General features: G+C 45.0%; 24 protein-coding genes and 1 riboswitch. Of the genes, 18 read left to right on the top strand and 6 right to left on the bottom strand.

The window, feature by feature from the left end:
- Window positions 1-145: 145 nt before the first annotated feature.
- Window positions 146-367 (bottom strand): alpha/beta-type small acid-soluble spore protein, encoded by a 222-nt coding sequence (locus Tfer_RS05030; protein WP_052217163.1) that lies wholly within the window; start codon window positions 365-367, stop codon window positions 146-148.
- Window positions 368-579: 212 nt separating this feature from the next.
- On the opposite strand from Tfer_RS05030, the gene Tfer_RS05025 reads away from it, so the two are divergent.
- From Tfer_RS05025 to Tfer_RS05015, 3 genes are read left to right on the top strand one after another with little or no spacing between them, the layout of a single operon-like run.
- Window positions 580-2,709 carry an HD domain-containing phosphohydrolase gene (locus tag Tfer_RS05025; RefSeq protein ID WP_052217162.1) on the top strand — a complete coding sequence of 710 codons (2,130 nt, stop codon included), beginning with the start codon at window positions 580-582 and terminating at the stop codon, window positions 2,707-2,709.
- Window positions 2,699-4,744 (top strand): FapA family protein, encoded by a 2,046-nt coding sequence (locus tag Tfer_RS05020; protein ID WP_052217161.1) that lies wholly within the window; start codon window positions 2,699-2,701, stop codon window positions 4,742-4,744. Before Tfer_RS05025 ends, Tfer_RS05020 begins: the two co-directional genes overlap by 11 nt.
- 32 nt (window positions 4,745-4,776) lie before the next feature.
- Complete coding sequence (locus Tfer_RS05015) at window positions 4,777-5,097, top strand: STAS domain-containing protein (RefSeq protein WP_052217160.1); 321 nt, start codon at window positions 4,777-4,779, stop codon at window positions 5,095-5,097.
- Window positions 5,098-5,126: 29 nt separating this feature from the next.
- Here Tfer_RS05015 and Tfer_RS05010 read toward each other — a convergent pair whose 3' ends face one another.
- The 3 genes from Tfer_RS05010 to pduL form a co-directional block, all read right to left on the bottom strand.
- Entirely contained in the window at window positions 5,127-5,651 is a 525-nt protein-coding gene (locus Tfer_RS05010) for a GNAT family N-acetyltransferase (protein WP_052217159.1), read from the bottom strand.
- Between the two features lie 88 nt (window positions 5,652-5,739).
- A complete protein-coding gene (locus Tfer_RS16505; protein ID WP_013120713.1) occupies window positions 5,740-5,916 on the bottom strand; it encodes a hypothetical protein in 177 nt (58 codons plus the stop codon).
- 72 nt (window positions 5,917-5,988) lie between these two features.
- A complete protein-coding gene (gene pduL / locus Tfer_RS05005; RefSeq protein ID WP_345786538.1) occupies window positions 5,989-6,672 on the bottom strand; it encodes a phosphate propanoyltransferase in 684 nt (227 codons plus the stop codon).
- Between the two features lie 219 nt (window positions 6,673-6,891).
- On the opposite strand from pduL, the gene Tfer_RS05000 reads away from it, so the two are divergent.
- Window positions 6,892-7,203 (top strand): ACT domain-containing protein, encoded by a 312-nt coding sequence (locus Tfer_RS05000; protein ID WP_013120712.1) that lies wholly within the window; start codon window positions 6,892-6,894, stop codon window positions 7,201-7,203.
- Window positions 7,204-7,219: 16 nt separating this feature from the next.
- Window positions 7,220-8,578, top strand: coding sequence for a PFL family protein (locus Tfer_RS04995; RefSeq protein ID WP_052217158.1), 1,359 nt, complete (start codon window positions 7,220-7,222; stop codon window positions 8,576-8,578).
- A 474-nt stretch (window positions 8,579-9,052) separates the two neighbouring features.
- Here the strand turns inward: Tfer_RS04995 and Tfer_RS16695 are convergent, their stop codons facing one another.
- Window positions 9,053-9,439, bottom strand: coding sequence for a hypothetical protein (locus Tfer_RS16695; protein ID WP_052217157.1), 387 nt, complete (start codon window positions 9,437-9,439; stop codon window positions 9,053-9,055).
- Window positions 9,440-9,807: 368 nt separating this feature from the next.
- Here Tfer_RS16695 and Tfer_RS04985 point away from each other — a divergent pair, with 368 nt between their 5' ends.
- From Tfer_RS04985 to Tfer_RS04965, 5 genes are all read left to right on the top strand, one after another.
- The gene (locus tag Tfer_RS04985; RefSeq protein WP_052217156.1) at window positions 9,808-10,488 is read left to right on the top strand and encodes a response regulator; all 681 of its coding nucleotides are present in this window, start codon (window positions 9,808-9,810) and stop codon (window positions 10,486-10,488) included.
- Between the two features lie 320 nt (window positions 10,489-10,808).
- Window positions 10,809-11,972 (top strand): cytochrome c3 family protein, encoded by a 1,164-nt coding sequence (locus Tfer_RS04980; protein WP_052217155.1) that lies wholly within the window; start codon window positions 10,809-10,811, stop codon window positions 11,970-11,972.
- Between the two features lie 53 nt (window positions 11,973-12,025).
- Window positions 12,026-12,685 (top strand): tetratricopeptide repeat protein, encoded by a 660-nt coding sequence (locus Tfer_RS04975; RefSeq protein WP_052217154.1) that lies wholly within the window; start codon window positions 12,026-12,028, stop codon window positions 12,683-12,685.
- 71 nt (window positions 12,686-12,756) lie between these two features.
- Entirely contained in the window at window positions 12,757-13,764 is a 1,008-nt protein-coding gene (locus Tfer_RS04970) for a 6-bladed beta-propeller (RefSeq protein WP_013120706.1), read from the top strand.
- 225 nt (window positions 13,765-13,989) lie between these two features.
- On the top strand, window positions 13,990-15,438 hold the full coding sequence (locus Tfer_RS04965) for a cytochrome c3 family protein (RefSeq protein ID WP_160315527.1): 1,449 nt from the start codon (window positions 13,990-13,992) through the stop codon (window positions 15,436-15,438).
- 279 nt (window positions 15,439-15,717) lie between these two features.
- Here Tfer_RS04965 and Tfer_RS17100 read toward each other — a convergent pair whose 3' ends face one another.
- Window positions 15,718-15,843, bottom strand: coding sequence for a hypothetical protein (locus Tfer_RS17100; protein ID WP_282432055.1), 126 nt, complete (start codon window positions 15,841-15,843; stop codon window positions 15,718-15,720).
- 86 nt (window positions 15,844-15,929) lie between these two features.
- Between Tfer_RS17100 and Tfer_RS16500 the strand changes: the two genes are divergently transcribed.
- From Tfer_RS16500 to Tfer_RS04930, 8 genes are all read left to right on the top strand, one after another.
- A complete protein-coding gene (locus Tfer_RS16500; RefSeq protein ID WP_160315526.1) occupies window positions 15,930-16,082 on the top strand; it encodes a hypothetical protein in 153 nt (50 codons plus the stop codon).
- Between the two features lie 312 nt (window positions 16,083-16,394).
- Entirely contained in the window at window positions 16,395-17,177 is a 783-nt protein-coding gene (locus Tfer_RS04960; RefSeq protein WP_013120704.1) for a threonine/serine exporter family protein, read from the top strand.
- Window positions 17,178-17,190: 13 nt separating this feature from the next.
- A complete protein-coding gene (locus Tfer_RS04955; RefSeq protein WP_013120703.1) occupies window positions 17,191-17,637 on the top strand; it encodes a threonine/serine exporter family protein in 447 nt (148 codons plus the stop codon).
- A gap of 135 nt (window positions 17,638-17,772) precedes the next feature.
- On the top strand, window positions 17,773-18,078 hold the full coding sequence (locus Tfer_RS04950) for a DUF5665 domain-containing protein (RefSeq protein WP_052217152.1): 306 nt from the start codon (window positions 17,773-17,775) through the stop codon (window positions 18,076-18,078).
- Between the two features lie 13 nt (window positions 18,079-18,091).
- Complete coding sequence (locus tag Tfer_RS04945; RefSeq protein ID WP_013120701.1) at window positions 18,092-18,616, top strand: nitroreductase family protein; 525 nt, start codon at window positions 18,092-18,094, stop codon at window positions 18,614-18,616.
- Window positions 18,617-18,639: 23 nt separating this feature from the next.
- Window positions 18,640-19,389 carry a TraR/DksA C4-type zinc finger protein gene (locus Tfer_RS04940; RefSeq protein WP_052217151.1) on the top strand — a complete coding sequence of 250 codons (750 nt, stop codon included), beginning with the start codon at window positions 18,640-18,642 and terminating at the stop codon, window positions 19,387-19,389.
- A 96-nt stretch (window positions 19,390-19,485) separates the two neighbouring features.
- Entirely contained in the window at window positions 19,486-19,953 is a 468-nt protein-coding gene (lspA, locus tag Tfer_RS04935; RefSeq protein ID WP_052217150.1) for a signal peptidase II, read from the top strand.
- A 1-nt stretch (window position 19,954) separates the two neighbouring features.
- A complete protein-coding gene (locus Tfer_RS04930; protein ID WP_427916553.1) occupies window positions 19,955-20,920 on the top strand; it encodes an RluA family pseudouridine synthase in 966 nt (321 codons plus the stop codon).
- 98 nt (window positions 20,921-21,018) lie between these two features.
- Window positions 21,019-21,169: riboswitch (cyclic di-GMP riboswitch) on the top strand.
- The last annotated feature ends 118 nt before the right edge of the window (window positions 21,170-21,287 follow it).

Raw genomic sequence — 21,287 nt, 5'->3', positions numbered from 1 at the left:
GCAGATATGTTTCGGAACGACGAGTCTGATGTCCGCTTGTCGGCGATCCGCGTATGCGGGAGCCGGTAACAAGCTGAATTGTTGCCGTCGTGGAGGAATATGTCTGCCGCTCCTTATGCTTTCATAGCTAAAAAGGGGGGCCCATTTACTTATGGGACACTTCCTTTTTGCCGGTCAGGCTGATTTTGGTCATGTAACCGCCGATCTTGCCGGTCTCAGCGGCGGTAAGCCCGGCCCATCCAACTTCTTTTATTCTGTCCCAGAGACCGAGTTCTTTGGCCACCTCATACTTCAATTTTTCTTGAGGGGTAAGGGGGCTCTTTTTTTTCAAGACTCTTACCCGACTCTTGCTTTGTTTCTTTTTCATCAACCATCACCTGAATTTAATATTGCCCTGTGGAAAGTAAAAATATATAAACTAAATGATGCCAATATAATATAGTTAATTTTGCTAAAAAAGTACCTATTTAGCAGGAAAGGGGGGGGATTTGTCGAAAAATAGTATTGTGAAATTGTAAAAAAATTAAATAGATTAATTCAACACTGTTGGGGCCAAGCGGCAAAGAAGGTGTGTATAGTATGATTATAGGCAATATTAGATTATGGGCATTTAATGCAATTGTATTTGCCGTCAGTGTTTATTTGCTTAATCACTATGTTCCGACAGACCTTGGTTTGTGGGTCGTAATTTTGTTTTTTGCTGCTGCTGTCCTTTTATTTTCACTATTAAAGACTTATTTATCGATGGCTGGGGCTTTATCACTGGAAAGCGCCGTTATCATTATTTATGTTTTGAGCTATGGCTTTTCCGCAGTTTGGGTTGTTGCTATCGCTATGTTAGGATTTACCCTGTTCACGAAGCAGTCTTTACAGGATTCTATTCTAATTATCGGTGGACAAGCGCTGGTTGTTTGGGTGGCCGGTTTTTTGTTTGTTGTGGCAGGTGGCAACTTTGGGGCATTGGATTTGCGCGCCGATTATTTACCTGTACTGAGTTTTGTGGCCGGTTACCTTATTTTGGTTTCCGCCTTTAAGGCCATTTACAGGACTATAGCTGCCGATAAACCGGTAGAGGTGTTAATTACAGTTCCTGACGATAGTTTAACCTTGACCGTAGCCGTATTAACAGGCATTGTGGGTACCATAGTTTTGCAAAGCAGCGGGTTACCGGGAATTATCATGATTTTGTTTTTACTTGCTGCCATATGGAAAATATTTAAGGATTATCATTATTCCGAACAAAAATACCTAAAAACGGTGGAGACCTTTTTAAATGTCTCTGAAAACAAAATTCCCCATTTGCGGGGCCATTCCGAAAGAGTAGTCAAGTTTTGCCAAATTCTCTTAAAACACCTGCGGGTAACCAGGGATGAACGCATTACCATAGAATATGCCGCCTTACTGCATGATATAGGGAAACTGGGTATGCCTGAAAAACTGTTGAAATTGCGCAATTATCTGACCAGCGAAGAAATGCAGCAATTACAGGCTCATGCGGAAATAGGCAGGAACCTGATTCAGCAGATACACGGTTTGAGTAATGTGGCCGAATTAATTTATTGCCACCATGAGAGATACAATGGAACAGGGTATCCCAGGCAGTTGGCGGGTCAGGATATTCCCTTCGGGGCCAGGGTCATCGCTATTGCCGACAGGTTTGACAATTTTATGTTTCGTGATGGGTTAAAGTTAGAACAGGCTTGCACGGAACTGAAAAACATTGCCGGAACAGAGTTGGACCCTGAATTGGTTGAGACCTTTTTGCAAGCGCTTATGAGTGATAAGAAAGTGATTATTCTCGATGATGACCGGCTGACTGAGCGCTTGGAATCGGGGGCGAAAGACGTAATTGAGCAGTTAAGGTATTACCTTGATAAATCCTGGGTACTGGAGTCTTTGCGGATGAATTATGTAGCGCTTTATGAAGACGGCCAGATAAAAAACCTGGGGCGGGAAGAAGTGCCTGATTCTATAAAAAGCTATTTGTTGGACTATCTGAAAGAGGGTATTGACAGATACGGCAAGGAATTTATTATCGATTCTGCATCTGCTAAGATTTTTGAGACTTATTTTATCCCGGTTTCAGAACGTTCATGTTTAATAACGGTTTTTGATATGACGGAAATATTAAAAACCGAAAAAGCCAGGGATGAAAGGGAAATTAATATTTACCGGGATGTCATTATGGCTGTTACCCAAGGTAAACTGCTCCTGGCTGCCAAGGAAGAAATACAAACCTATCATGATGAAGATAAGGTTCATTATCAAATGGAACTGGTAGAACCGCAAGATGTAGCCCGTGCACGGGCATTAATCAGGGAGGCGCTCCAGAAGGCACCCCTGCCCAACCGGCGAAAAACGCAAATGGTCCTATGTGTTTCTGAGGCAGCTACCAATGTTATCAAACACGTGGGGAAAGGCAAGGTTTTCGTTTATTTGCTGGATCATGCCATTCGCGTTATTATCCAGGATAACGGTCCGGGCATAGATATTTCCCAGTTGCCCCAGGTAACCTTGAGAAAAGGATACTCTACCAAGATTTCTTTAGGTTACGGATTTACCATCATGTTGGATTATTTGGACCGTTTAATAATGTCTACTACAGGCGGAACAACCCTGGTTCTGGAAATGGTTTACGGTATCGGACAGAGTAATAGCAGCCCCAGCAGGGTATTAGAAGAAAAGGTGGTGCCGGGAAATGCCAGTTGAGAATACCTGTATCACTACCGAGGGGGTTACTGTTGAGGAGGCGGTAAACAAGGCCCTCAAAGCATTGAGAATTTCCAGGGAACAGGCAAAAATTGAGATTTTGGATGAAGGCAAGCACGGCTTTCTGGGCATGGGCGCAAGGCCCGCAAAAGTTAAAGTATGTGTCAGAGAAGACGCAATGGCTGAAATTGAATTAACAGATTTATTGATCGCTCTTGATATAAAGGATGAGACCGGGCAGGAAAACTACCGATCAAAAGTGGTTTATAAAGACTTCGGTGTTGCGGCGGTAAAAAAGGGAGAACTCATTATTACCAACCCCGTGGCGGAAGGTAAATATGCTACAATTACGCCCGGGAAACACGTGAATTTATTGATTAACGGTAAAAAAGTTGAAAATGAAACTTATGTTTCAGAAGAAGACAAAGTACATATTGATATAGTTAATGACGAACCCGTAAATACTATTGAATTAAAACTTTCAGAGGATAAAGTGGAAGCCCGGATAAGGCTGATTAGACACCCGGGGGCCAATTACCGGTTGAAGGACCAGCCCCGGACCAACAAGCTGACTTTGCTGACAGAAGTAGCCGAAGTAGTTGAGCCGCCGCCGGTTACACCGGACGATATAAAGAGATTCTTGCAGGAGAATAACATTATCGAAGGAGTTTATCAGGATGTTATCGAGCAGGTTATAGCCAATCCCAATAGCAAAGAGAGTTTTCTGATTGCCCGGGGGCAAAGGCCTGTAGATGGGGTTGATGCTTATGTGAGGTGCCTTTTTCTGGAAAATAAACCGGATGAGGAGGAAGGACTGTTTGGACGGAATAAACTGATTTCGGTAAGCAAAGGTGACGTCATTGCTGTCAAGGTTCCTCCCCAGGAAGGAGTGGACGGACGGACGGTAACCGGTGAAAAGATTAAAGCCAGACCCGCAGTGGATTGTTCCATTATCGTTAAAGGCGGTTGTGAACTGGTGGATAACGGTCGGAAAGTTGTGGCCAGTATCGACGGCAGACCGGTAGTGGAGTACAACGGGCAAAACGCAGTACTCACGGTTGAACCTGTGCTGGAAGTGACAAATGTAGACGGTATAACGGGAGATATAAAGTTTTCCGGTGACGTTCGGGTTACGGGCGAAGTCAGGGAGGGATATAAAGTTGAAGCCACAGGCAATATTGAGGTATTTGGCGATGTAACCAGGGCAACGCTTAAGGCCCGGGGTAGTGTTAAAGTACATAAAATGGTGCTGGGAAGCACTATAGTGGCCGGTGGGCTGGCAGCTTTATATACATCGATTTTGCCTTTATTAAAGGAAATAAGGGACCTTGTGGATAAAACTTATACTGTGGCCCTGCAGTTAAAACAAGTGCCGGGGTTTAAAACTTCGGACCTGCAGACCAGAGGTGACGGGCAGTTAATTCAACTGCTTATAGATTCCAAGTTTCATAATGTGCCCAAGGCAGTTAGTGAGTTGGTCGCGGCCGTATCAAGTGAAGAACAGGTTGTGCACGAAGAGGTTATAAATGTAGTTACCCTTCTTCAGAAAAGTTTATGTGGTCTGGGTCCGCTGCACCTGGATAAAATTGATTATCTCCTGATTCTTATAAAGGGATTAGACCAGGTCACGGATTTTATAAATAATTATATGCGGAAAGCAGAATGTATTACTGTAAGATATGTGCAGAATTCCACTCTACTGTCCAGCGGGGATGTGATTATAGAAGGTCAGGGGTGCTACATTTCTACGGTAACAGCGGGTGGTGAAGTTATTGTTGCCGGAAACCCAGGTATTGCGAGGGGAGTAAAAATTACAGCCGGTCGCAGTATAACTGTTAAAGAGCTGGGTTCGGCATTCGATACCCAAACTTCCGTGGCGATTAAAGGAACCGGTAAATTTTCTGCCGAATTAATACATCCCAATGTTATAGTGCAGATAGGAACCGAAAAGTATAGGGTGGATAATTTATATAGGAATTTTAATGCTTACGTAAACCATGAAGGACGCTTAATTACCGATAAACTTAAAGCATAAGAATATATGAAAATGCGGTGAGGGGGGTAATGATGTTAGAATTACAAACGATTGTTAAGGGTACTGACAGAATGATAGAATTAATCGGGGAACTCGATATAGCGACGGTAGACAAGTTCAAGACCAGTGTGGAGGAAGCCCGGCAGGGGGCCACAGCTTTGACCTTGAACATGGAAAAACTGAGTTTTGTTGATTCTACCGGTGTTGGTGGTTTACTTAACGTTATTAAGAGCTTAAAAAATGACAACATTGATGTGAAAATACGCAACTTGTCTGCCGAGGTTTACGAAGTCTTTGACCTGTTGGGGCTACCCATGCTGCTGGGCCGTGAAGTGTTTGAACAGCGGGAATAAAAACCAAGGCTTCTTTGCGAAGCCCTGTTTCAAACAATTTGCTTTTCCATGATGATTTCATCAACAAAACAGCCTTTGGCAGGAAAGGCTGTTTTTTTCTTTTGCACAGGTTTAAAACCGAATTTTTTATACAGTTGAAGCGCTGCGTTATTATGCTCCCAAACAGTCAAGCGGATTTTGGAGATATTGTTGGATATACACCACTCGATGACCCGGTGTATAAGTGCGCTGCCGACGGATCTGTTGCGGTGTTCCTTAAGCACTCCAATGCCCAGTACGGCAGTACTGCCTGAATTTCCTGTTTCGAAAAATTTAACGGCGCAGGCGATGCCGATGATTTTGTTATCGACTAAAGCCACGAGCCAACAATGGGGCCGTTCTCTCATCTTTTCCAACATGGTAATTGTAGCCGGTTCCTGGGTTAGCATAGGTTCCGCACCAAGAGAATTTTCTTCTCTGGCTATTCTGGTGATGACATAGGCAATATCAGTTAAATCATTGGTGGTAGCCGGCCGAATGACAAACGGGTATTCGGAATAAAAAGGTAGGGACAACTGACACTCCTCCATAGCTTTATAATGTATTAACAATTAATTTACCAGCAACCGGCTATATTCCTGCTCATAAAAATTAACTTTTTTATCACTCCTCCAAACTGTCGTCAGGATTATCAAGGCTTATCAGACTGGCATTATCTCCTGTTTGCTTGGTTAAACTGTCGTCGGGATTGTTCATGGTCACGTAAAGGTTACCTTCCTTGTGATGTTTGAGAGACGGTACCTTGTTTAATGTATCTGGCTTTTTCTTTTGCTCTGTCAATATATTTACCTCCTTAAAAATAAGTTTCGCCGTCTTTATTATTGTTTGCCGCTCCCGGCGGCAGATATACCTCTACATGGGAGCAAATTTGCCGATGATTTCGACAATATCGCCGTCTTCTATTACAGCCGCATTGGCTTCATCGGTATCAATGTGCATTTCAGTATTAAATTTATCGCTTACCCGAACCAGAACTTTGGTAAATATCAAATCCCTTTCACCATCAATGAGGACCTGTACCCTGTCTCCGTTTCTAAGGTTCAGTCGTTCGGCATCAGAGGTATGCATATGAATGTGAGTGGCTGCCAGTATAAGTCCCTCTTTTAAATTGACGGCCCCCTTTGGTCCAACCAAAACGATACCCGGTGTTCCCTCCAGGTCACCGGAATCACGCACAGGTGGATCTACTCCCAGATGGTAACCATCGGTACCGGATATTTCTACCTGGGTTTTGTCTCTTAAAGGCCCAAGCACCCTTACGCCTTCGATAACTCCTTTTGGCCCCACAACGGTGAGGGTTTCTTTGGCGGCAAACTGGCCTGGTTGATTTAAGTCTTTGTATTTATGGAGGGTATAACCGGGACCGAATAATGCATAAAGGTCGGCAGGGCACAAATGAATGTGCCGGCCTGAAATTCTTACCGTTACCTGATTAGTAGCTTTGGTTAAGGGCTTAAATGCCAGGTGTTCCGGCATTTCTAGCGGCTTTTGATATTCATGATATTCAGTGATATTTGGATTGTTGTGCTCAAGCATTTGAATGCCTCCTGGTTAAAGTAATAGATTTGTGGTAGTCGGATATATTTTCAGTCATATTTTAACCGGAAAGAGCATAGAGTTATTATTTTGTTTATTTGGTAGCAGATTATAAAGTTAGGTAATAATATATTGACCAAAAAGAAGCTATTCGTTATACTTAAAGAACATAAAAAATTCCATTTTTCACAAACTATTTTTTACGAGGGGATGACGTAAATGAACGATTATAAAATCGCTGCAGCAGGAGGTACATCAGGCAACAGAATTGTTGTTACAGTCCTTGGACAGGACAGGGTAGGTATTATTGCGGCCATTTCCACTATTTTGGCGGAAAATAACGCCAATATTTTGGACATCAGCCAGACTATATTAAAGGATATTTTTACTATGGTAATGGTGGTAGATATCAGCAATTGCTTTATAGATTTTGACCTGCTCAGGGAAAAGCTGGAAGATAAGGGGCGGGAACTGGGCTTGCAGATTAAGGCTCAGCACGAAGATATCTTTAAGTTTATGCATAGGATTTAGGAAAGGGGAACAGTTGATGTTAACCATACAGGAGATAATGGAAACAATCCGGATGGTCCAGAATGAAAATCTGGATATCAGGACTATTACCATGGGTATCAGCCTACGTGACTGCGCTCATGCCGACCCCCGCAAGGCGCAGCAAAAAATCTATGATAAAATAACCAGGTTGGCGGCTAATCTGGTGGAGGCAGGAGAAGAAATTGAAAAGGAATACGGTATTCCTATAGTGAACAAGCGGATTTCTGTAACGCCGATTTCTTTGGTTGCCGAAGTTTCCGAGACAGATGATTATGTAGGTTTTGCCGAGTGCCTCGAACGGGCAGCCAGGGAAGTGGGGGTTAATTTTATCGGTGGTTTTTCTGCATTGGTGCATAAAGGATTCACTAAGGGTGATGAAAACCTACTTAACGCCATACCTGTAGCTTTGAGTACCACGGAGCGGGTTTGCTCTTCCGTTAATGTGGCCACCACCAAAGCGGGAATCAACATGGATGCCGTATATCGCATGGGCGGCATTATCAAGGAAACAGCAGAGAGAACAGCCGATAAAGGTGGTTTGGGCTGTGCCAAGTTAGTAGTATTTGCCAACGTTCCTGAAGATAATCCCTTTATGGCGGGAGCTTTTCATGGTGTGGGTGAGCCTGAATGTGTGATCAACGTGGGAGTCAGCGGTCCCGGAGTAGTAAAAAATGCTGTGGAAAAGGCTAATGGCGCCAGCTTTGGTGAATTAGCCGAAATTATTAAACGTACGGCTTTTAAAGTTACCCGCATGGGTGAACTGGTAGGCAGGGCAGCTTCCCAAAAGCTGGGCGTGCCTTTTGGTATTGTTGATTTATCCCTGGCGCCGACGCCGGCAATTGGGGACAGTGTGGCTGAAATATTGGAAGCTATGGGCCTGGAAAGATGTGGTGCTCATGGCACTACGGCAGCTTTGGCGCTGCTTAACGATGCTGTAAAAAAAGGGGGAGCTATGGCGTCATCTTATGTAGGCGGCTTAAGCGGGGCCTTTATTCCCGTCAGTGAAGACGCCGGGATGATCCGGGCAGTGGAAGAAGGGGCCCTTACCCTGGAAAAGCTGGAAGCCATGACCTGTGTTTGCTCGGTGGGGCTGGACATGATTACCGTTCCGGGCGATACGCCCGCGGAAACAATAGCGGCCATCATTGCCGACGAGGTGGCTATAGGTGTAATAAACCAGAAAACCACTGCCGTAAGGATTATACCTGTTCCGGGCAAACAAGTGGGGGATAGGGTGGAGTTTGGCGGCTTGCTCGGTGCGGGGCCGATAATGCCCGTAAACAGATATAATTCCGCAGAGTTCGTGAAAAGAGGCGGGCGGATCCCTGCGCCTATCCACAGTCTTAAAAATTAGCAAGGGCAAACTAAAGGCCGTTGACAAAGTTCATTCTGAGAAATTCGGGGAGGTTAGATGTTTTCCGGAGCGGGGCTATTTCGCCCAGAGCGGAGGGATCATTTAACCTCCCCTTTGCCCTATAATGTAACTTTGTCTTTAATCTGAAGTTTGCCCGCAGGGCAAACTAACCTTTTTACCCCCGAAGGCCATAGGCCGAGTGGGGTTAAAGTATCTGTATTACCAAAATCTCAAAAGCAACCTTTGACACCTTCGGATTTAGATAGAACAGGGGATTAATGGACCTACAGAGATTTTATGCAGGACATGATATTTCCGGTGGCCTTTACGTTTCGGAAAAGGGGCGAATAAACGAAACAGTACGTCCGGCCTGTTTATTCTCGGCAGTAATTTGTCATCGTTAGTGGTATTCTTTTGTATTAAAAAGACTGCTGATTTCTCAGCAGTCCTTAAAGAGACTGAAAAATGCTGGATTTACTGACCTAAATCCTTGTTAGTGTTAAAAGCAGATTTTCCAGTTGGTTGTAGTTCATTTGAAGTTTCAAAAGTACCGAATTGACCACTTTGTCCAACAAAGGCGTTACTTGTGTTTACAGGTCTGGTTGACCAATTTCCGTAAGTTCCTGCTCCGGCTCCGGTAGTACCATACTGACCAGATGTGAATTGAGCGCTGAGTTGTTGCATCTGTTGAACTGCTTGCTGGCACAGTTGAACACATTGCTGTAATTGCTGGGCTGCGGTTCTTTCCGCTTGAACCATTTGCTCCAGTTTTGATACATTCCATTGCTCGTTTTGGCTCAACTGTTGACAAATTTGAGCGATTTGATTAAGGTTTTGCTGTAATTGTTGACGAAATGGCAAGTTATGTCACCTCCTGAATTTTAATTTCCCGAACGACTATAGGATTTGCTGGATTGATTCAGATTATTCTTCTGATAACAAATTCCGCTAAAAAAAAATGAACAGTATTTCCCACAATATGCCTCTTCTTGGATGATTGAACTGGAAATTCAATCAACGAATACGGAGCAACCAGCGGCGTAATTTTCTAACTGTTCCATTAATTACACAAAACAAATTTATAAATATTAAAAGGGATTTATATTTACATGTCGAAAAGTATGGTAACTTTAGTAATAATGTATATTTACTTAGGCTATTGTACGATACCATGTAATACTAACATTCACAATATGTTCCAAAACAGAAGATATACGGGGGTATGTAGAATGGCTAAACCTAAAATTTTTATAGCTGACAGCCACGAAGTTGTACGGCTTGGAATCAGTTTCATTATCCAATGTTCCCATGAGTTTGAGGTAGTTGGACAAACAGGTTCCTGCCACGAAGTGCTGAGAAAAGCTGAAGAATTACAGCCTGATGTTATTATAATGGAAGCCAGGATGACTGACGGCAACAGTATTGAATGCTGCCGGAAAATAAAAGAGTCGGTACCGAAAATTAAAGTCATTATGCTGGTTACCGGTAATGATGATGAAGCGATTTTTTCCTGTATTTCCGCCGGTGTAGACGGGTTGCTGCTAAAACAGTTCAACAGTGAAGAACTGATTAGGTCAATTCATATGGTTTTGGAAGGAAAGGCGTTGCTGGATCCTTCCATTACCAACAAGGTTTTGGACAGGGTGAAAAACGGCCAGCCAAAACCTCAGCCCAAGGATGTATCCCTACTTAATCCGCAGGAAAGAAGGATCCTGAGCTTGATTGCGGAAGGTAAGACCAACAAGGAGATTGCCCAGATTCTGACGTTAAGTAATAATACAATCAAAAACTATGTCAGCGGCATTTTAAGCAAACTTAATTTCAGTAACCGGGCAGAAGCGGCAGCTTATGCCGTACGTAACAACCTCATGGCATATTCAAAAGCGGTAAATGACCGCCGCGGGAACTAATCCCGCGGCTTTTTTTCGGCTTTTTTACCCGGTATGTACTTTTGTACATGCTCCTTTTACTGTTATCAGAATATTGGTTCAGTACATTTCGGCAGGGGTAGATAGTAAGGAAGGACCGAGAAAAAGCAGGACTTATGGCACGTGTTTGAACAAGTTTCCTGTGATAACATTGTCATTGACCGGGATAACCGGGGCAATGAGCGCGCGAGTTCCAAGGGTCCTACATATGGGTATGATCCAAATTCATTAATCAAAGCCATATCACAGTAATTTACGCTGTATCACATTAAAGGATACCCAAGGCCTAGGGGGAACTGTAGATGCAAATTAATATAAAAAAATTAGTGCCGGAGGGGAAGGCTGTTGCTAAGTATGTTCTGATTTTAACAGGGGTACTGTTGTTTCTGTTTGTCGGAATGTATGGAGCTACCGCATTGACTTCTACTCCGGATTTTTGTAAGACCTGCCATATTATGAAACCGGAATATGTGACCTGGCAGGCATCTTCTCACAGCCAGATCAGTTGTGTAAAGTGTCACGTTGATTCCGGGCTGGTAAATGAAATGAAGCACAAAGTTGTGGCTACTAAAGAACTATACATGTATCTTACAAAGACCTACGAATTACCGATAATCATGACCGAGGAATTACCTGATTCCAGGTGTTTGCAGTGCCATTCACTGAAACGGAAAATTACTCCTACGGGGGATTTATATATACCGCACGATAAACATGCCAAACAGGGAGTTCCATGTATTAAATGTCACCAGGGCGTGGCTCACGGCAAGATAGCCACCCGGGGTGAAACTATGGGAGGCGATTTCTCCAACTGGGATTTGAAAAAGGGCCGGGAACTGATGAGCCAGGAATACACTCAGCCGAAGATGGAACTTTGTATGGACTGCCACCAGCGCAGAAATGTGACAATTGCCTGTGAGGCATGCCATACGGGCAATATCATGCCAGATTCCCACCGGCGTAAAGATTTCAAAGTAAACCACGGCCAGTTGGCCCGAAAATCGATAGATTATTGTGCTACCTGTCATGATTTCATTACGGCTAATGGCGGCAAGTCTCTGGAACTGGAAGACAAAGAGCAGGACATTGTTTCCCAGTACCTGGACCGGCTGATAGGCGCTGAAAAGAAAACCACTGCCGCCAGTTATGCAGCCAATAACTCTTATTGTTCCGACTGCCACAGGAAAAGGCCGCCCAGCCATAACGATAACTGGGCCTTTGAACACGGTATAGCGGCTAATAAAGGGCCGAATACCGAGAAATGTATGGTTTGCCATAGTCCACGTACCGATGTGCCGGGAACAACCAGTAAAGGGGCTTGTTCCTCCTGCCACCCCAGTATCCATAAATATGACTGGCGCAAAAGCCATCCGATACCCGTACCGCCCAGGTACGGCAGATTGGAGAAAAAATGCTTGCAATGTCATGTGCAAGACCTTTGTGGAAGCTGTCACCGTACTTCCTAGATTCCAGCTCAGATTGTCCTGGAACCAAATTAATCAATTAAGGGGGATGACAAATGAGTTCTGTTGTACCAGCTCAGGGATTTCAGCAACCGTCGGAAAAAACTTTTACCCTGTTCCAAGCCATAGCTATTGTATTGCTCGCCGCAACTGTATTTATTGCTGCAGGTTTCCTGATTGGTAAGAACTTTTTCTGGAATAACCTTGACCAGGACCGTATCAATCAACAGTTGGCTTACTTTGAAGCCAAGGTCGAGGCTGAGCCTAGGGTTCCTGAAAATCGTGTCAATCTGGGATATACCTACTACCTGAAAAAAGATTATGATATGGCTTTAAAGCAGTTTCAAATTGCTGTAAATCTTGACCCCAAGTATGCTGATGCTTATTACAACATGGGTTTGGTTTATAAGGACATGAAGCGTTATGACGATGCCCTTGAGGCTTTGGCTAAGTCCACCAAGCTGGCTCCTCTTGATTACAAGAACTTCATGATGATGGGCATTGTTTATACCGATATGGGCAAATATGATGAGGCTTTCAAGGCTTTAAACAAGGCTAATCAGAACCGTCCCGGTTCAGCCGACGTGCTTTATTATATCGGTGTAGCCGCAGAAAAGAGCGGTGATAAAGAGGGCGCCGCTTCCATGTACAAAGAGGCGCTGAATTACGATCCTAATTTCAAAGATGCTCAGGAAGCTTTGAACCGCTTGAAGTAGTGTTTCTCTCATTTTTCACAAATAAAAAAGAGAGGTGAAGACTGGTCTACAAGGGTAGGCCAGAACAATAAATGACTACAATTGCCGAGAGAAGACCGATCCAAATTAAACGTAAATACGTTTATTGGTTGATTCAGTTGATGTTTATGATTGCCGTAATCGGTTTCGGTTATTCTTATCTGATGAATAAGTCGCCTTTTGAAATAGTACCCAAAGTGACCCAAAATCTGACCGGGCAACCGACTTTTCTAAAGGTTATCTACGGTAAATTCGGCGGTGGGGAATTTGAAAAGCCGATGGCAGTAACCGTTATGGATAACAAGATTTATATCAGTGATACCAATAACCACCGTGTACAGATTTTTGACTATGAAGGGAATCCCTTAAAAATATTCGGCGGATACGGCTCTGAACCCGGGAAATTCCAGTTTCCTTACGGGTTAGCCGGTAAAGACGGGAAGCTCTATGTAGCAGACCTTTATACAGGTGCAATTTCTGTAGTTGATGCTGATGGCAAATTTCTGAATTACTTTGCCGAGAAAAAACCTTCGGAAAATATAATCGCCGCCCCGGCAGGGTTGTTTATCGATGACAACAAGCTCTATGTAACAGATGTGAAAAAACATGCCGTACTGGTCTTTGACTTGCAGGGCAAACTCCTAAAGACTATCGGTAAGCCTGGCAGGGAACCCGGACAGTTCCTGGCTCCCAATGCCGTTACTGTCGATAGGGATGGCAATATCTATGTAGTTGATACGGGTAACCAGCGAGTGCAGGTCTTTGATAAAAACGGCAAATTTATGAAGATTATCAACGGTTCCAAAGATGGTAAAGGCGACTCTGTTTTCGTTAACCCGCGAGGTATTGGTATAGACAGAAAAGGCAATATTCTGGTAGTCAGCAACCTGACTCACTTTATCTATGGTTTTGACAAAGACGGTAAAAAGATATTCTCCTTTGGCGGCCAGGGAGAGGATAATGAACAATTTACCCTACCTAACGGCCTCTATGTTGATGACCAGGGCCGCGTATATATTACCGATACCGCTAATGCCCGTGTAACAGTATACCAGTCTTAAGGTTTATATATCTGTACTAATCAATTTCAGCTTCTTCCTCCTGCTGATAATTTATACCGGGGTTTGCCGGGATTTAGGGGAAATCCCTCTTTAATCACTTACGCTGTTATGTGGCTTTGCCACTGACAGACTTGCCTAGCCTGTCAGAGAAAGGGGGTGAAAGGTGGCATGACAAAGGTCAAGTTCTCAGAATTATCTTTAAGTACTAAAGGAGGAAACACAAAAGTGAAAAAATTTGGTTTAGCTTTGGCATTATCTGCGGCCCTTCTTTTTACAGTGGGTTTAGCTGCAGCTATGGCTGCTCCTGGTAATTACCCACCAGATTCCACGTCTGACAAGTTTACCGCTCAATTAAATGAGACTAGCGGTACTAAGTTCACTAATTCGTGGGATCTCTCCAACGGCCTGGTTAACGCCAACAAAACCGGTGAAGGCGCTACCGGTACTACTGAAAGCTTTGCAACTGTAATTAAGAACAAAAACGGTCAAAGAACTCACGGCGAATATGCCAACGATACCAACTCCTGTGCTTCCTGTCACCAGACACACACCGCTTCCGGCCGGCAATTACTGTTCAGGAACGGTATCTACAACACCTGTACTGCATGCCATGACGGTACTTTAGGTTTCTACAACGTATTTGCTGATGGTGCTATGGCTTCCAATGCCGGTACCTTCGGCGGTGATCCTGCTAACGGTGCTTCCGTCCACCTGGCTACCGGCGCTATGAAGGTAAGTGCAGCTCCCGGTGGTAACAGAACCAGCACTGATCCCAACACCTGGGGCAAGGACTTCACTTGCGCTAGCTGCCACAGCCCACACGGTTCCTACAGTGACAGGCTACTTCACTACAACCCGAACGGTCTGGGTACCCGTACTCCTGACCAGGGTGGTACCAAGATAGTTAACGCTACTGTTGCTTTTGATTCAGCTACTGGCAAATATACTGCCAAAGATTCTGCCGGTAAGGCTATTGCCGGTCCATGGCTCTACGGTTACACTTATGGTAAGCCGAAAGTTTACTGGACCCAGATCCGTGTTAAGGATCCGGCAACCGGTCAATTTTCTTACAAGTATCCGGGCGACCCATCTAAGTCCTGGAACGATGTATTGGAAGTTAACTACCGTGGCGGTTTCTTCACCGACCCCAAAGGTGTACTGAATGGTGTTAACCCTGCTGACATTCAAATGGACATAGCTCCTGCTACTGTTGTTAAGATGAATGAAGAACTGCTGCAAACTGTAGCCGGTATTCCTATAGTTAAGGTAACCAGCTATCAGAAAGGCGTAAACGCTTACTGTGCTGCTTGCCATACCGACTACAACTCCAACAGCGCTCAGACTGAAACCGGTACCTTCTCCAAGGCATTCCGTCACAAAATCGTACAAGGCCTTAAGGCCGGTATGATTGGCGAGCCGGATGCTAACGGTACTCCTAACGCCAACATGGTATGTCTGTCCTGCCACTATGCACACGGTACAGACAACAGCATCATGAAGGATGCTCGCGATCAACAGGGTGTAAGTACTGACGTTAACGCATCTTCTGCTCTGAAGCGTTACTATAACATGGCTGTCTGCTACAAGTGCCATACTGACTCCAAGGCTGAACAACTGAAGAACAACGACTTCTACTGGAATACTGTTGACGCTGGTACTAACCCCGTTCACTAAAATTAAATCAATTGTGATTTGGTAAAGTTCAAGGGAGCCTCAACAGGCTCCCTTCAGATTTTAGACAAAGTCTAATAAGTACGATTGAAGAGAGCTTAAATGATTCCTCCACTCCAATATTTCCAATTCTGTCCATTGGAAGGGTGGGTGGGGTTCTTCGCTACCAAGGAGCTTTATGCTGCAAAACCACAGCCGTGAGTTGCTGTAACCGCTATGAAGGTAAACAACCGTTGCTCCAAGGTTACGGGCGGAGACAGTGTAAACTCCGTTCGGTTGAAATCACTGAACCCGGCCAAATCGCCGTCCATGGCTCAATGGCCGGGTTTCCGGCGTCCGTGCCGGAAACAGTGATTTCAAGCCCTCACTGTCGTTAACACTGTCTATCCGCCCTCCACCAAGTCGCAACTTATTGTTTGACCTCCATAACGGTTTTCTCTGCCTTTCTGGAAATCGCTGCAGCAGATACCTACAACAACAGAAGGGTGGGTGGGGTGCTGAGGCTACCGTTAAGGAGCGACTGCGCCCGCAGAACCGCAGCCAGGGAGGCAGGGGGTTCCCGCATGTTCGAAGATGGCGAGGGCCGCCGGGAAGTCACGCGCTCAACTTATGTTGAGTGCCTGAACGGGAGGCGGCCTGACTTGTAAGAAATGCAATATGAGCCATCGAGTTCGGGAACACTGCCTTTCTGGCAAGGTTTTGCAGCACAAAGCTCCGGGGTAGCCGGGACACCCCACCCACCCTTCCAAAATGCTGCTTCACCCACCCCTCCATAAAAAACCGGTGGATTAAATTAGAGCCTCCGGAACATATTTAAGCTCCACAAATTTATCCGAGATACCTTTGTCAACGGCCTGAAGGGAGCCTTAACAGGCTCCCTTTTTTACAACATTTTTTTAAACCAAAATCTTGCATAGTAAGTTCGGCCTGTCAAATAATAAGAAAAAAGGAATTTGGGGATGATTGCTATTAGCGGTCATGAAGCCATAGAATTTGCCGGATTGGCCGGAGAACTGCTGCTGAGAAACGGTGCGGAAACTTCCCGCGTGGAGGATACCATTAACCGCATTTGTAACCGGGCCGGTTTTCATAATACAGAAGTAATTGTTTTTCCTACAGGAATCATCATAAACGGAGAACTTGACGGCGTCAGGTTAACAAGAGCTAAACGTATTTACGCCAGAGATATTAACCTGCACGTGGTCTCAATAATTAACGATATTTCCAGAAAATATGCTGCCGGGAGAATATCTCTGGAAGAAGGCTTAAAAACAGTTCGTGATTTGGAACAGCCGACACCTTCACGTACGTCTTTTTTGGGCGTGTTATTTGCCGGAGCGCTGGCTTCCGGGGCTGCTACCATTCTGTTAGGAGGATGCGGGGCCGATTTTCTGCCGGCTCTGATGGCAGCGGCCTTGGTCAGGGTGATTATCGGTATCACGGCTTTTAACCTGGCCTATGTTTTACAGATTTATGTAGGCGGTTTGGTTGCCGGTTTATTGGGAGGTTTTTTTGTTGACCTGGGTTTTGGTCAGCACATGGGCAGAATTGTGGTTGGTGCACTGCTTCCGCTGGTTCCCGGGGTTGCCCTAACTAACGCGGTAAGGGATTTTATTACGGGCGACCTCTTATCGGGTATTTTAAGAATGGTTGAAGCCATCCTTGTTTCGGCAGCTCTGGCGGGAGGTGTGGGTTTAGCTCTTGCCCTTTATTTTGACCATCTTAGAAAGGTATTGTTTTAGGAGCGGATGGCTGTTGGCAACAAAAATGGTTCTGGCTTTAATTACGGTTTTATTTACCGGGGTAACTTTGCGAATACCCCCATCAGCCTTATTTACAGCAGGAATTACGGGTATGCTCGGCTGGACTGCTAACAAGGTGGCAGTCGGTAGCGGCATGCCGGAGCTGGTCGCTGTGGTCATCGGCGCCCTCGTTGTAGGGACTTTGGGGGAATTTTTTGCCCGGGTTCAGAAACAACCTGTTACGGTCTATGTGGTATCAGGCATTATTCCGCTGGTTCCCGGACTGGTGGCTTACAATTCCATGTTGGCCTTTTTGGAAAACAGGTTTATTGACGGGTTAAAGTTATTTTTTCAGGCTTTTCTCATTGCTTCTTACCTGGCAACGGGGTTAGCTTTGCCTCCTTTAGTGGTGCGCAACTTAAAAATTATCTTGCGCCGGGGTAGAGAGGATGTTAAGTGAGACTTATCAGTATATGTGAACCCATATTTTTTTGTCGGAGTCCGTAAAGAGGTCCGGCTATTTTTTTCCCTTGTGAAATAAATTAGTAAAGACTATTCCTTTGGGGTAAATTATAATTTAAACGGGGGAAAGTAGATGGAAACTAAAAAACCTCCTGAAAATATGAATTATCTGAATAAGAAAATTGAAGAGCTGGGACTGGCCATGGAAAAAATGAAGCTGGCCGAGTATGTGGAGTTATTAAATAAGCCGACGCGCCTGTTTTTTATTAATTTCTTTGCCGGGATAGCCCGGGGGTTGGGTATGGCAATAGGTTTCACCCTGTTAGGCGCTATATTGATCTATACTTTGCAAAGATTACAGGTGCTTAATCTTCCGGTTATCGGGGACTTCATTGCCGACATTGTAAGGATTGTGCAGGCTCAGCTAAAAATGCAGTAAAGGGTGGGATACAATGACAAAAGACGTAATTGAAGCGATATTGGAACGCCGCAGTATAAGGCGATTTAAAGATGAGGAAGTTCCGGCCGCTACTGTTGGCCGGTTGCTGGACGCAGCCCGGTGGGCTCCCAGCGCCGGTAATATACAGCCGTGGAAAATTGCTGTTGTTTATAGTAAAGATAAGAAGCAAGAGCTTGCTGCGGCTGCTTTCGGTCAGCAATTTGTGGCTCAGGCGCCGGTTGTATTTGTGGTCTGCGCTTTGCCGGAAAAATCGGCTGCCCGTTACGGGGACCGGGGAAGAAATCTTTACGCCATTCAGGATACTGCTGCCATGGTGCAAAATATTATGCTGGCCGCTGCGGGTTACGGATTGGGCACCTGCTGGGTCGGAGCCTTCGATGAAAAAGCCGTGTCGGAAACCCTGGGACTGGCCTTTGATCATAGGCCTGTAGCCATCATTCCTATTGGTTATCCCGGCGGCGAAGTAAAAGCCCCGGCCAGGAGTTCAGTAGATGACATAGTAGTCCTATATGAATAATTAGTTAATGAGGGGGATTTGACTTGGACCGGCAATCACTACAGTATTTTGAACAAAGGTTACAGCAGGAAAAACAAGATTTGTTGACAAGAATAGACCGTATGGAATCAACCTTGGATATTTCTCTGGGGGATTCTCTAAGTGAACTTTCTGCTTATGATAACCACCCGGCCGATATAGGCGATGAACTTTTCGAGAGGAGCAAAGATATAGCGTTAAGGGAGGTGACCCGCATCCAGTTGGATCAAGTTGAGGACGCCCTGGAGAGGATCAGGGAAGGTACCTATGGCAGGTGTGAAAGATGCGGTAAGGAAATACCGAGGGAGCGCCTCGAGGCTATGCCTACCACTACTTACTGTATTGAGTGTAAGGAGAAGGATGAAGAATTGCCGGACCGGCATATCAGGCCCATTGAGGAGGATGTGATAGCTCCGCCTTTTGGTATGCGGACCCACGATGATTCTCAGTTTGAACTGGGCGATGCGGAAGACGAGATAGAATTTGACGGAGAAGATGCATGGCAGCAGGTGGCTCGTTGGGGAACTTCCGAAACCCCCCAGGATATCAGTGTCCATGGGATAACCGATTACGACCACATGTATATTGATGCCGACGAAAATGTAGGCACTGTGCAGGATGTGGAATCAATTCCCTATGAAAAGCATAAAGACGGGATGTTTTACCAGGACTTCGACGGGCAGGATGATGAATTGTTCGATGATAATGTAAGCCTTTACAGAGACGATGTGCGGGCAGATAATGATAAAAAATAATACACCCTTTTTAATTTCCCTGGTTTCTCAAAGGAAAATTTTATGCTATACTGAGTTTGGCATGGGCCGATTAAGCGAGCCAAAAGGGGAATTCAGATGTATTTTTGGTTAATTGCCATAATTGTCTTTACCGTTGACAGGCTTACAAAAATATCGGTGCAGAGATATATGGAGCCTGGCCAGTCTATCCCTCTTGTACGCCCTATTTTTCATCTTACTTATGTACACAATTACGGAGCTGCTTTTGGGATGCTGGCGCACAAAACTACCTTTTTTATAGTGGTGACCGTGGTAGTATTGTCGGTAGTGGCTTTTTTTTACAGGCGAATTCCAAAGGAAAAGAAGCTGTTGCTAATTGCTTTAGCCCTGCAGTTTGGCGGAGCCATCGGTAATTTAACGGATAGATTAATTTACGGCTATGTAATAGACTTTTTGGATTTTCGGGTATGGCCGGTTTTTAACATTGCTGATTCCGCCATTGTAATTGGGGTTGGATTGCTGTTCTGGGAGTTTTGGCGTTCCGACAAGCAAGATCAGCCTGGTATCGCTTCGGGAGGTGAGTAGGGTGGGAGACCGGGAAACTCTCGAATACGATAAGGCTGAAGATGAAGAAGCAGTGGAAGAAATAGTTGAGGAAATCATTTCGTCTGAGAATGCGGGCACAAGGATAGACGTATATCTAGCCGGCATATTTGACCATTTATCCCGCAGTTACATACAGAAGCTGATTGGGGACGGATATATAACCGTTAACGGTACCCGCGTAAAAGCTAATTATAAACTGAAGGCAGGAGAACTTGTCCGGGTGGAAATACCTTATACCGAAGAACTGGAAGTATCGGCGGAACCCATCCCTCTGGAAATCTTGTATGAAGACCGAGATGTGATTGTAATCAATAAACCCCAGGGAATGGTAGTACACCCTGCGCCGGGTAATTATTCGGGAACTCTGGTCAATGCCCTGTTGTGGCACTGTAAAGATTTATCGGGTATAAACGGGGTGATGAGACCGGGAATAGTTCACCGCCTGGACAAGGATACCTCCGGTGTTATTATGGCGGCAAAAAATGACGAGACACATGCAAGCCTGGCCAAGCAAATCAAAGACCGCACCATAACGCGAAGGTATCTAGCCCTGATTCATGGGGTTATCCCGGAGCCGGCGGGCATCATTGAAGCACCAATTGGGAGGGATCCGAAGGACCGAAAAAAAATGGCCGTAACAACCAAAAATTCTAAACCGGCCGTAACTCATTATAAAGTTTTAGAAAGATTCAACAAATATACATTTATAGAATGTAAACTGGAGACCGGGCGCACCCACCAAATCAGGGTACATATGGCTTACCTCAAATATCCGGTAGTGGGTGACCCTGTTTACGGGCCGGCCAAAAACGAGTTCGGCCAGACGGGTCAACTGCTACATGCGCACATTTTAGGTTTTCACCATCCTCGCACGGGTGAATACCTGGAATTTAAGGCTCCTTTGCCGGAATACTTCAACAATATCCTTAGTAAATTGCGGGGTTAATGTACACCGGAAAATAACGTTTTCTCGAAAAATGGAAAATTTAGTCTGGACAACTTGGGTTTATGGCTATTATAATATATTTGGAAAATAAATATTGGGTCCCGAAACGGCAAACCAGGTGAAAATCTGGGACGCAAAGCCACGGGTCTACGAATTGGTGACTAGTGACCAGTGACCGGTAAATAAAAAATAAACTGGTTACTGGCTGTGGATCACTGGTCGCTGATTTACGACAGCCGGGTTACCGAAGGTGTTCTCGCACAATGTGTTTAACCTGTCCTTGGTAACTGGATAGGTTTTTTTATTGAGAACCTTGCCCGTTTTGCCCCAAATAGCCCTCATCCAACTCAAGTCACCGGCAAATGAA

It is taken from the genome of Thermincola ferriacetica (genome assembly GCF_001263415.1).
Lineage (GTDB): Bacteria > Bacillota > Thermincolia > Thermincolales > Thermincolaceae > Thermincola > Thermincola ferriacetica.
The sequence above is the reverse complement of the archived record's forward strand: the minus strand, read 5'-3'. Positions and strand labels throughout refer to the sequence as shown.

Excerpts from the sequence above, each read along its gene's own strand:
- Tfer_RS04995 (WP_052217158.1), top strand. The coding sequence starts at position 7,220 with ATGTTAACCATACAGGAGATAATGGAAACAATCCGGATGGTCCAGAAT.
- pduL (WP_345786538.1), bottom strand. The coding sequence starts at position 6,672 with ATGCTTGAGCACAACAATCCAAATATCACTGAATATCATGAATATCAA.
- Tfer_RS04980 (WP_052217155.1), top strand. The coding sequence starts at position 10,809 with ATGCAAATTAATATAAAAAAATTAGTGCCGGAGGGGAAGGCTGTTGCT.
- Tfer_RS04960 (WP_013120704.1), top strand. The coding sequence starts at position 16,395 with ATGATTGCTATTAGCGGTCATGAAGCCATAGAATTTGCCGGATTGGCC.
- lspA (WP_052217150.1), top strand. The coding sequence starts at position 19,486 with ATGTATTTTTGGTTAATTGCCATAATTGTCTTTACCGTTGACAGGCTT.
- Tfer_RS05000 (WP_013120712.1), top strand. The coding sequence starts at position 6,892 with ATGAACGATTATAAAATCGCTGCAGCAGGAGGTACATCAGGCAACAGA.
- Tfer_RS04975 (WP_052217154.1), top strand. The coding sequence starts at position 12,026 with ATGAGTTCTGTTGTACCAGCTCAGGGATTTCAGCAACCGTCGGAAAAA.
- Tfer_RS05020 (WP_052217161.1), top strand. The coding sequence starts at position 2,699 with ATGCCAGTTGAGAATACCTGTATCACTACCGAGGGGGTTACTGTTGAG.
- Tfer_RS04945 (WP_013120701.1), top strand. The coding sequence starts at position 18,092 with ATGACAAAAGACGTAATTGAAGCGATATTGGAACGCCGCAGTATAAGG.
- Tfer_RS04985 (WP_052217156.1), top strand. The coding sequence starts at position 9,808 with ATGGCTAAACCTAAAATTTTTATAGCTGACAGCCACGAAGTTGTACGG.
- Tfer_RS05030 (WP_052217163.1), bottom strand. The coding sequence starts at position 367 with ATGAAAAAGAAACAAAGCAAGAGTCGGGTAAGAGTCTTGAAAAAAAAG.
- Tfer_RS04950 (WP_052217152.1), top strand. The coding sequence starts at position 17,773 with ATGGAAACTAAAAAACCTCCTGAAAATATGAATTATCTGAATAAGAAA.
- Tfer_RS05015 (WP_052217160.1), top strand. The coding sequence starts at position 4,777 with ATGTTAGAATTACAAACGATTGTTAAGGGTACTGACAGAATGATAGAA.
- Tfer_RS04970 (WP_013120706.1), top strand. The coding sequence starts at position 12,757 with ATGACTACAATTGCCGAGAGAAGACCGATCCAAATTAAACGTAAATAC.
- Tfer_RS05025 (WP_052217162.1), top strand. The coding sequence starts at position 580 with ATGATTATAGGCAATATTAGATTATGGGCATTTAATGCAATTGTATTT.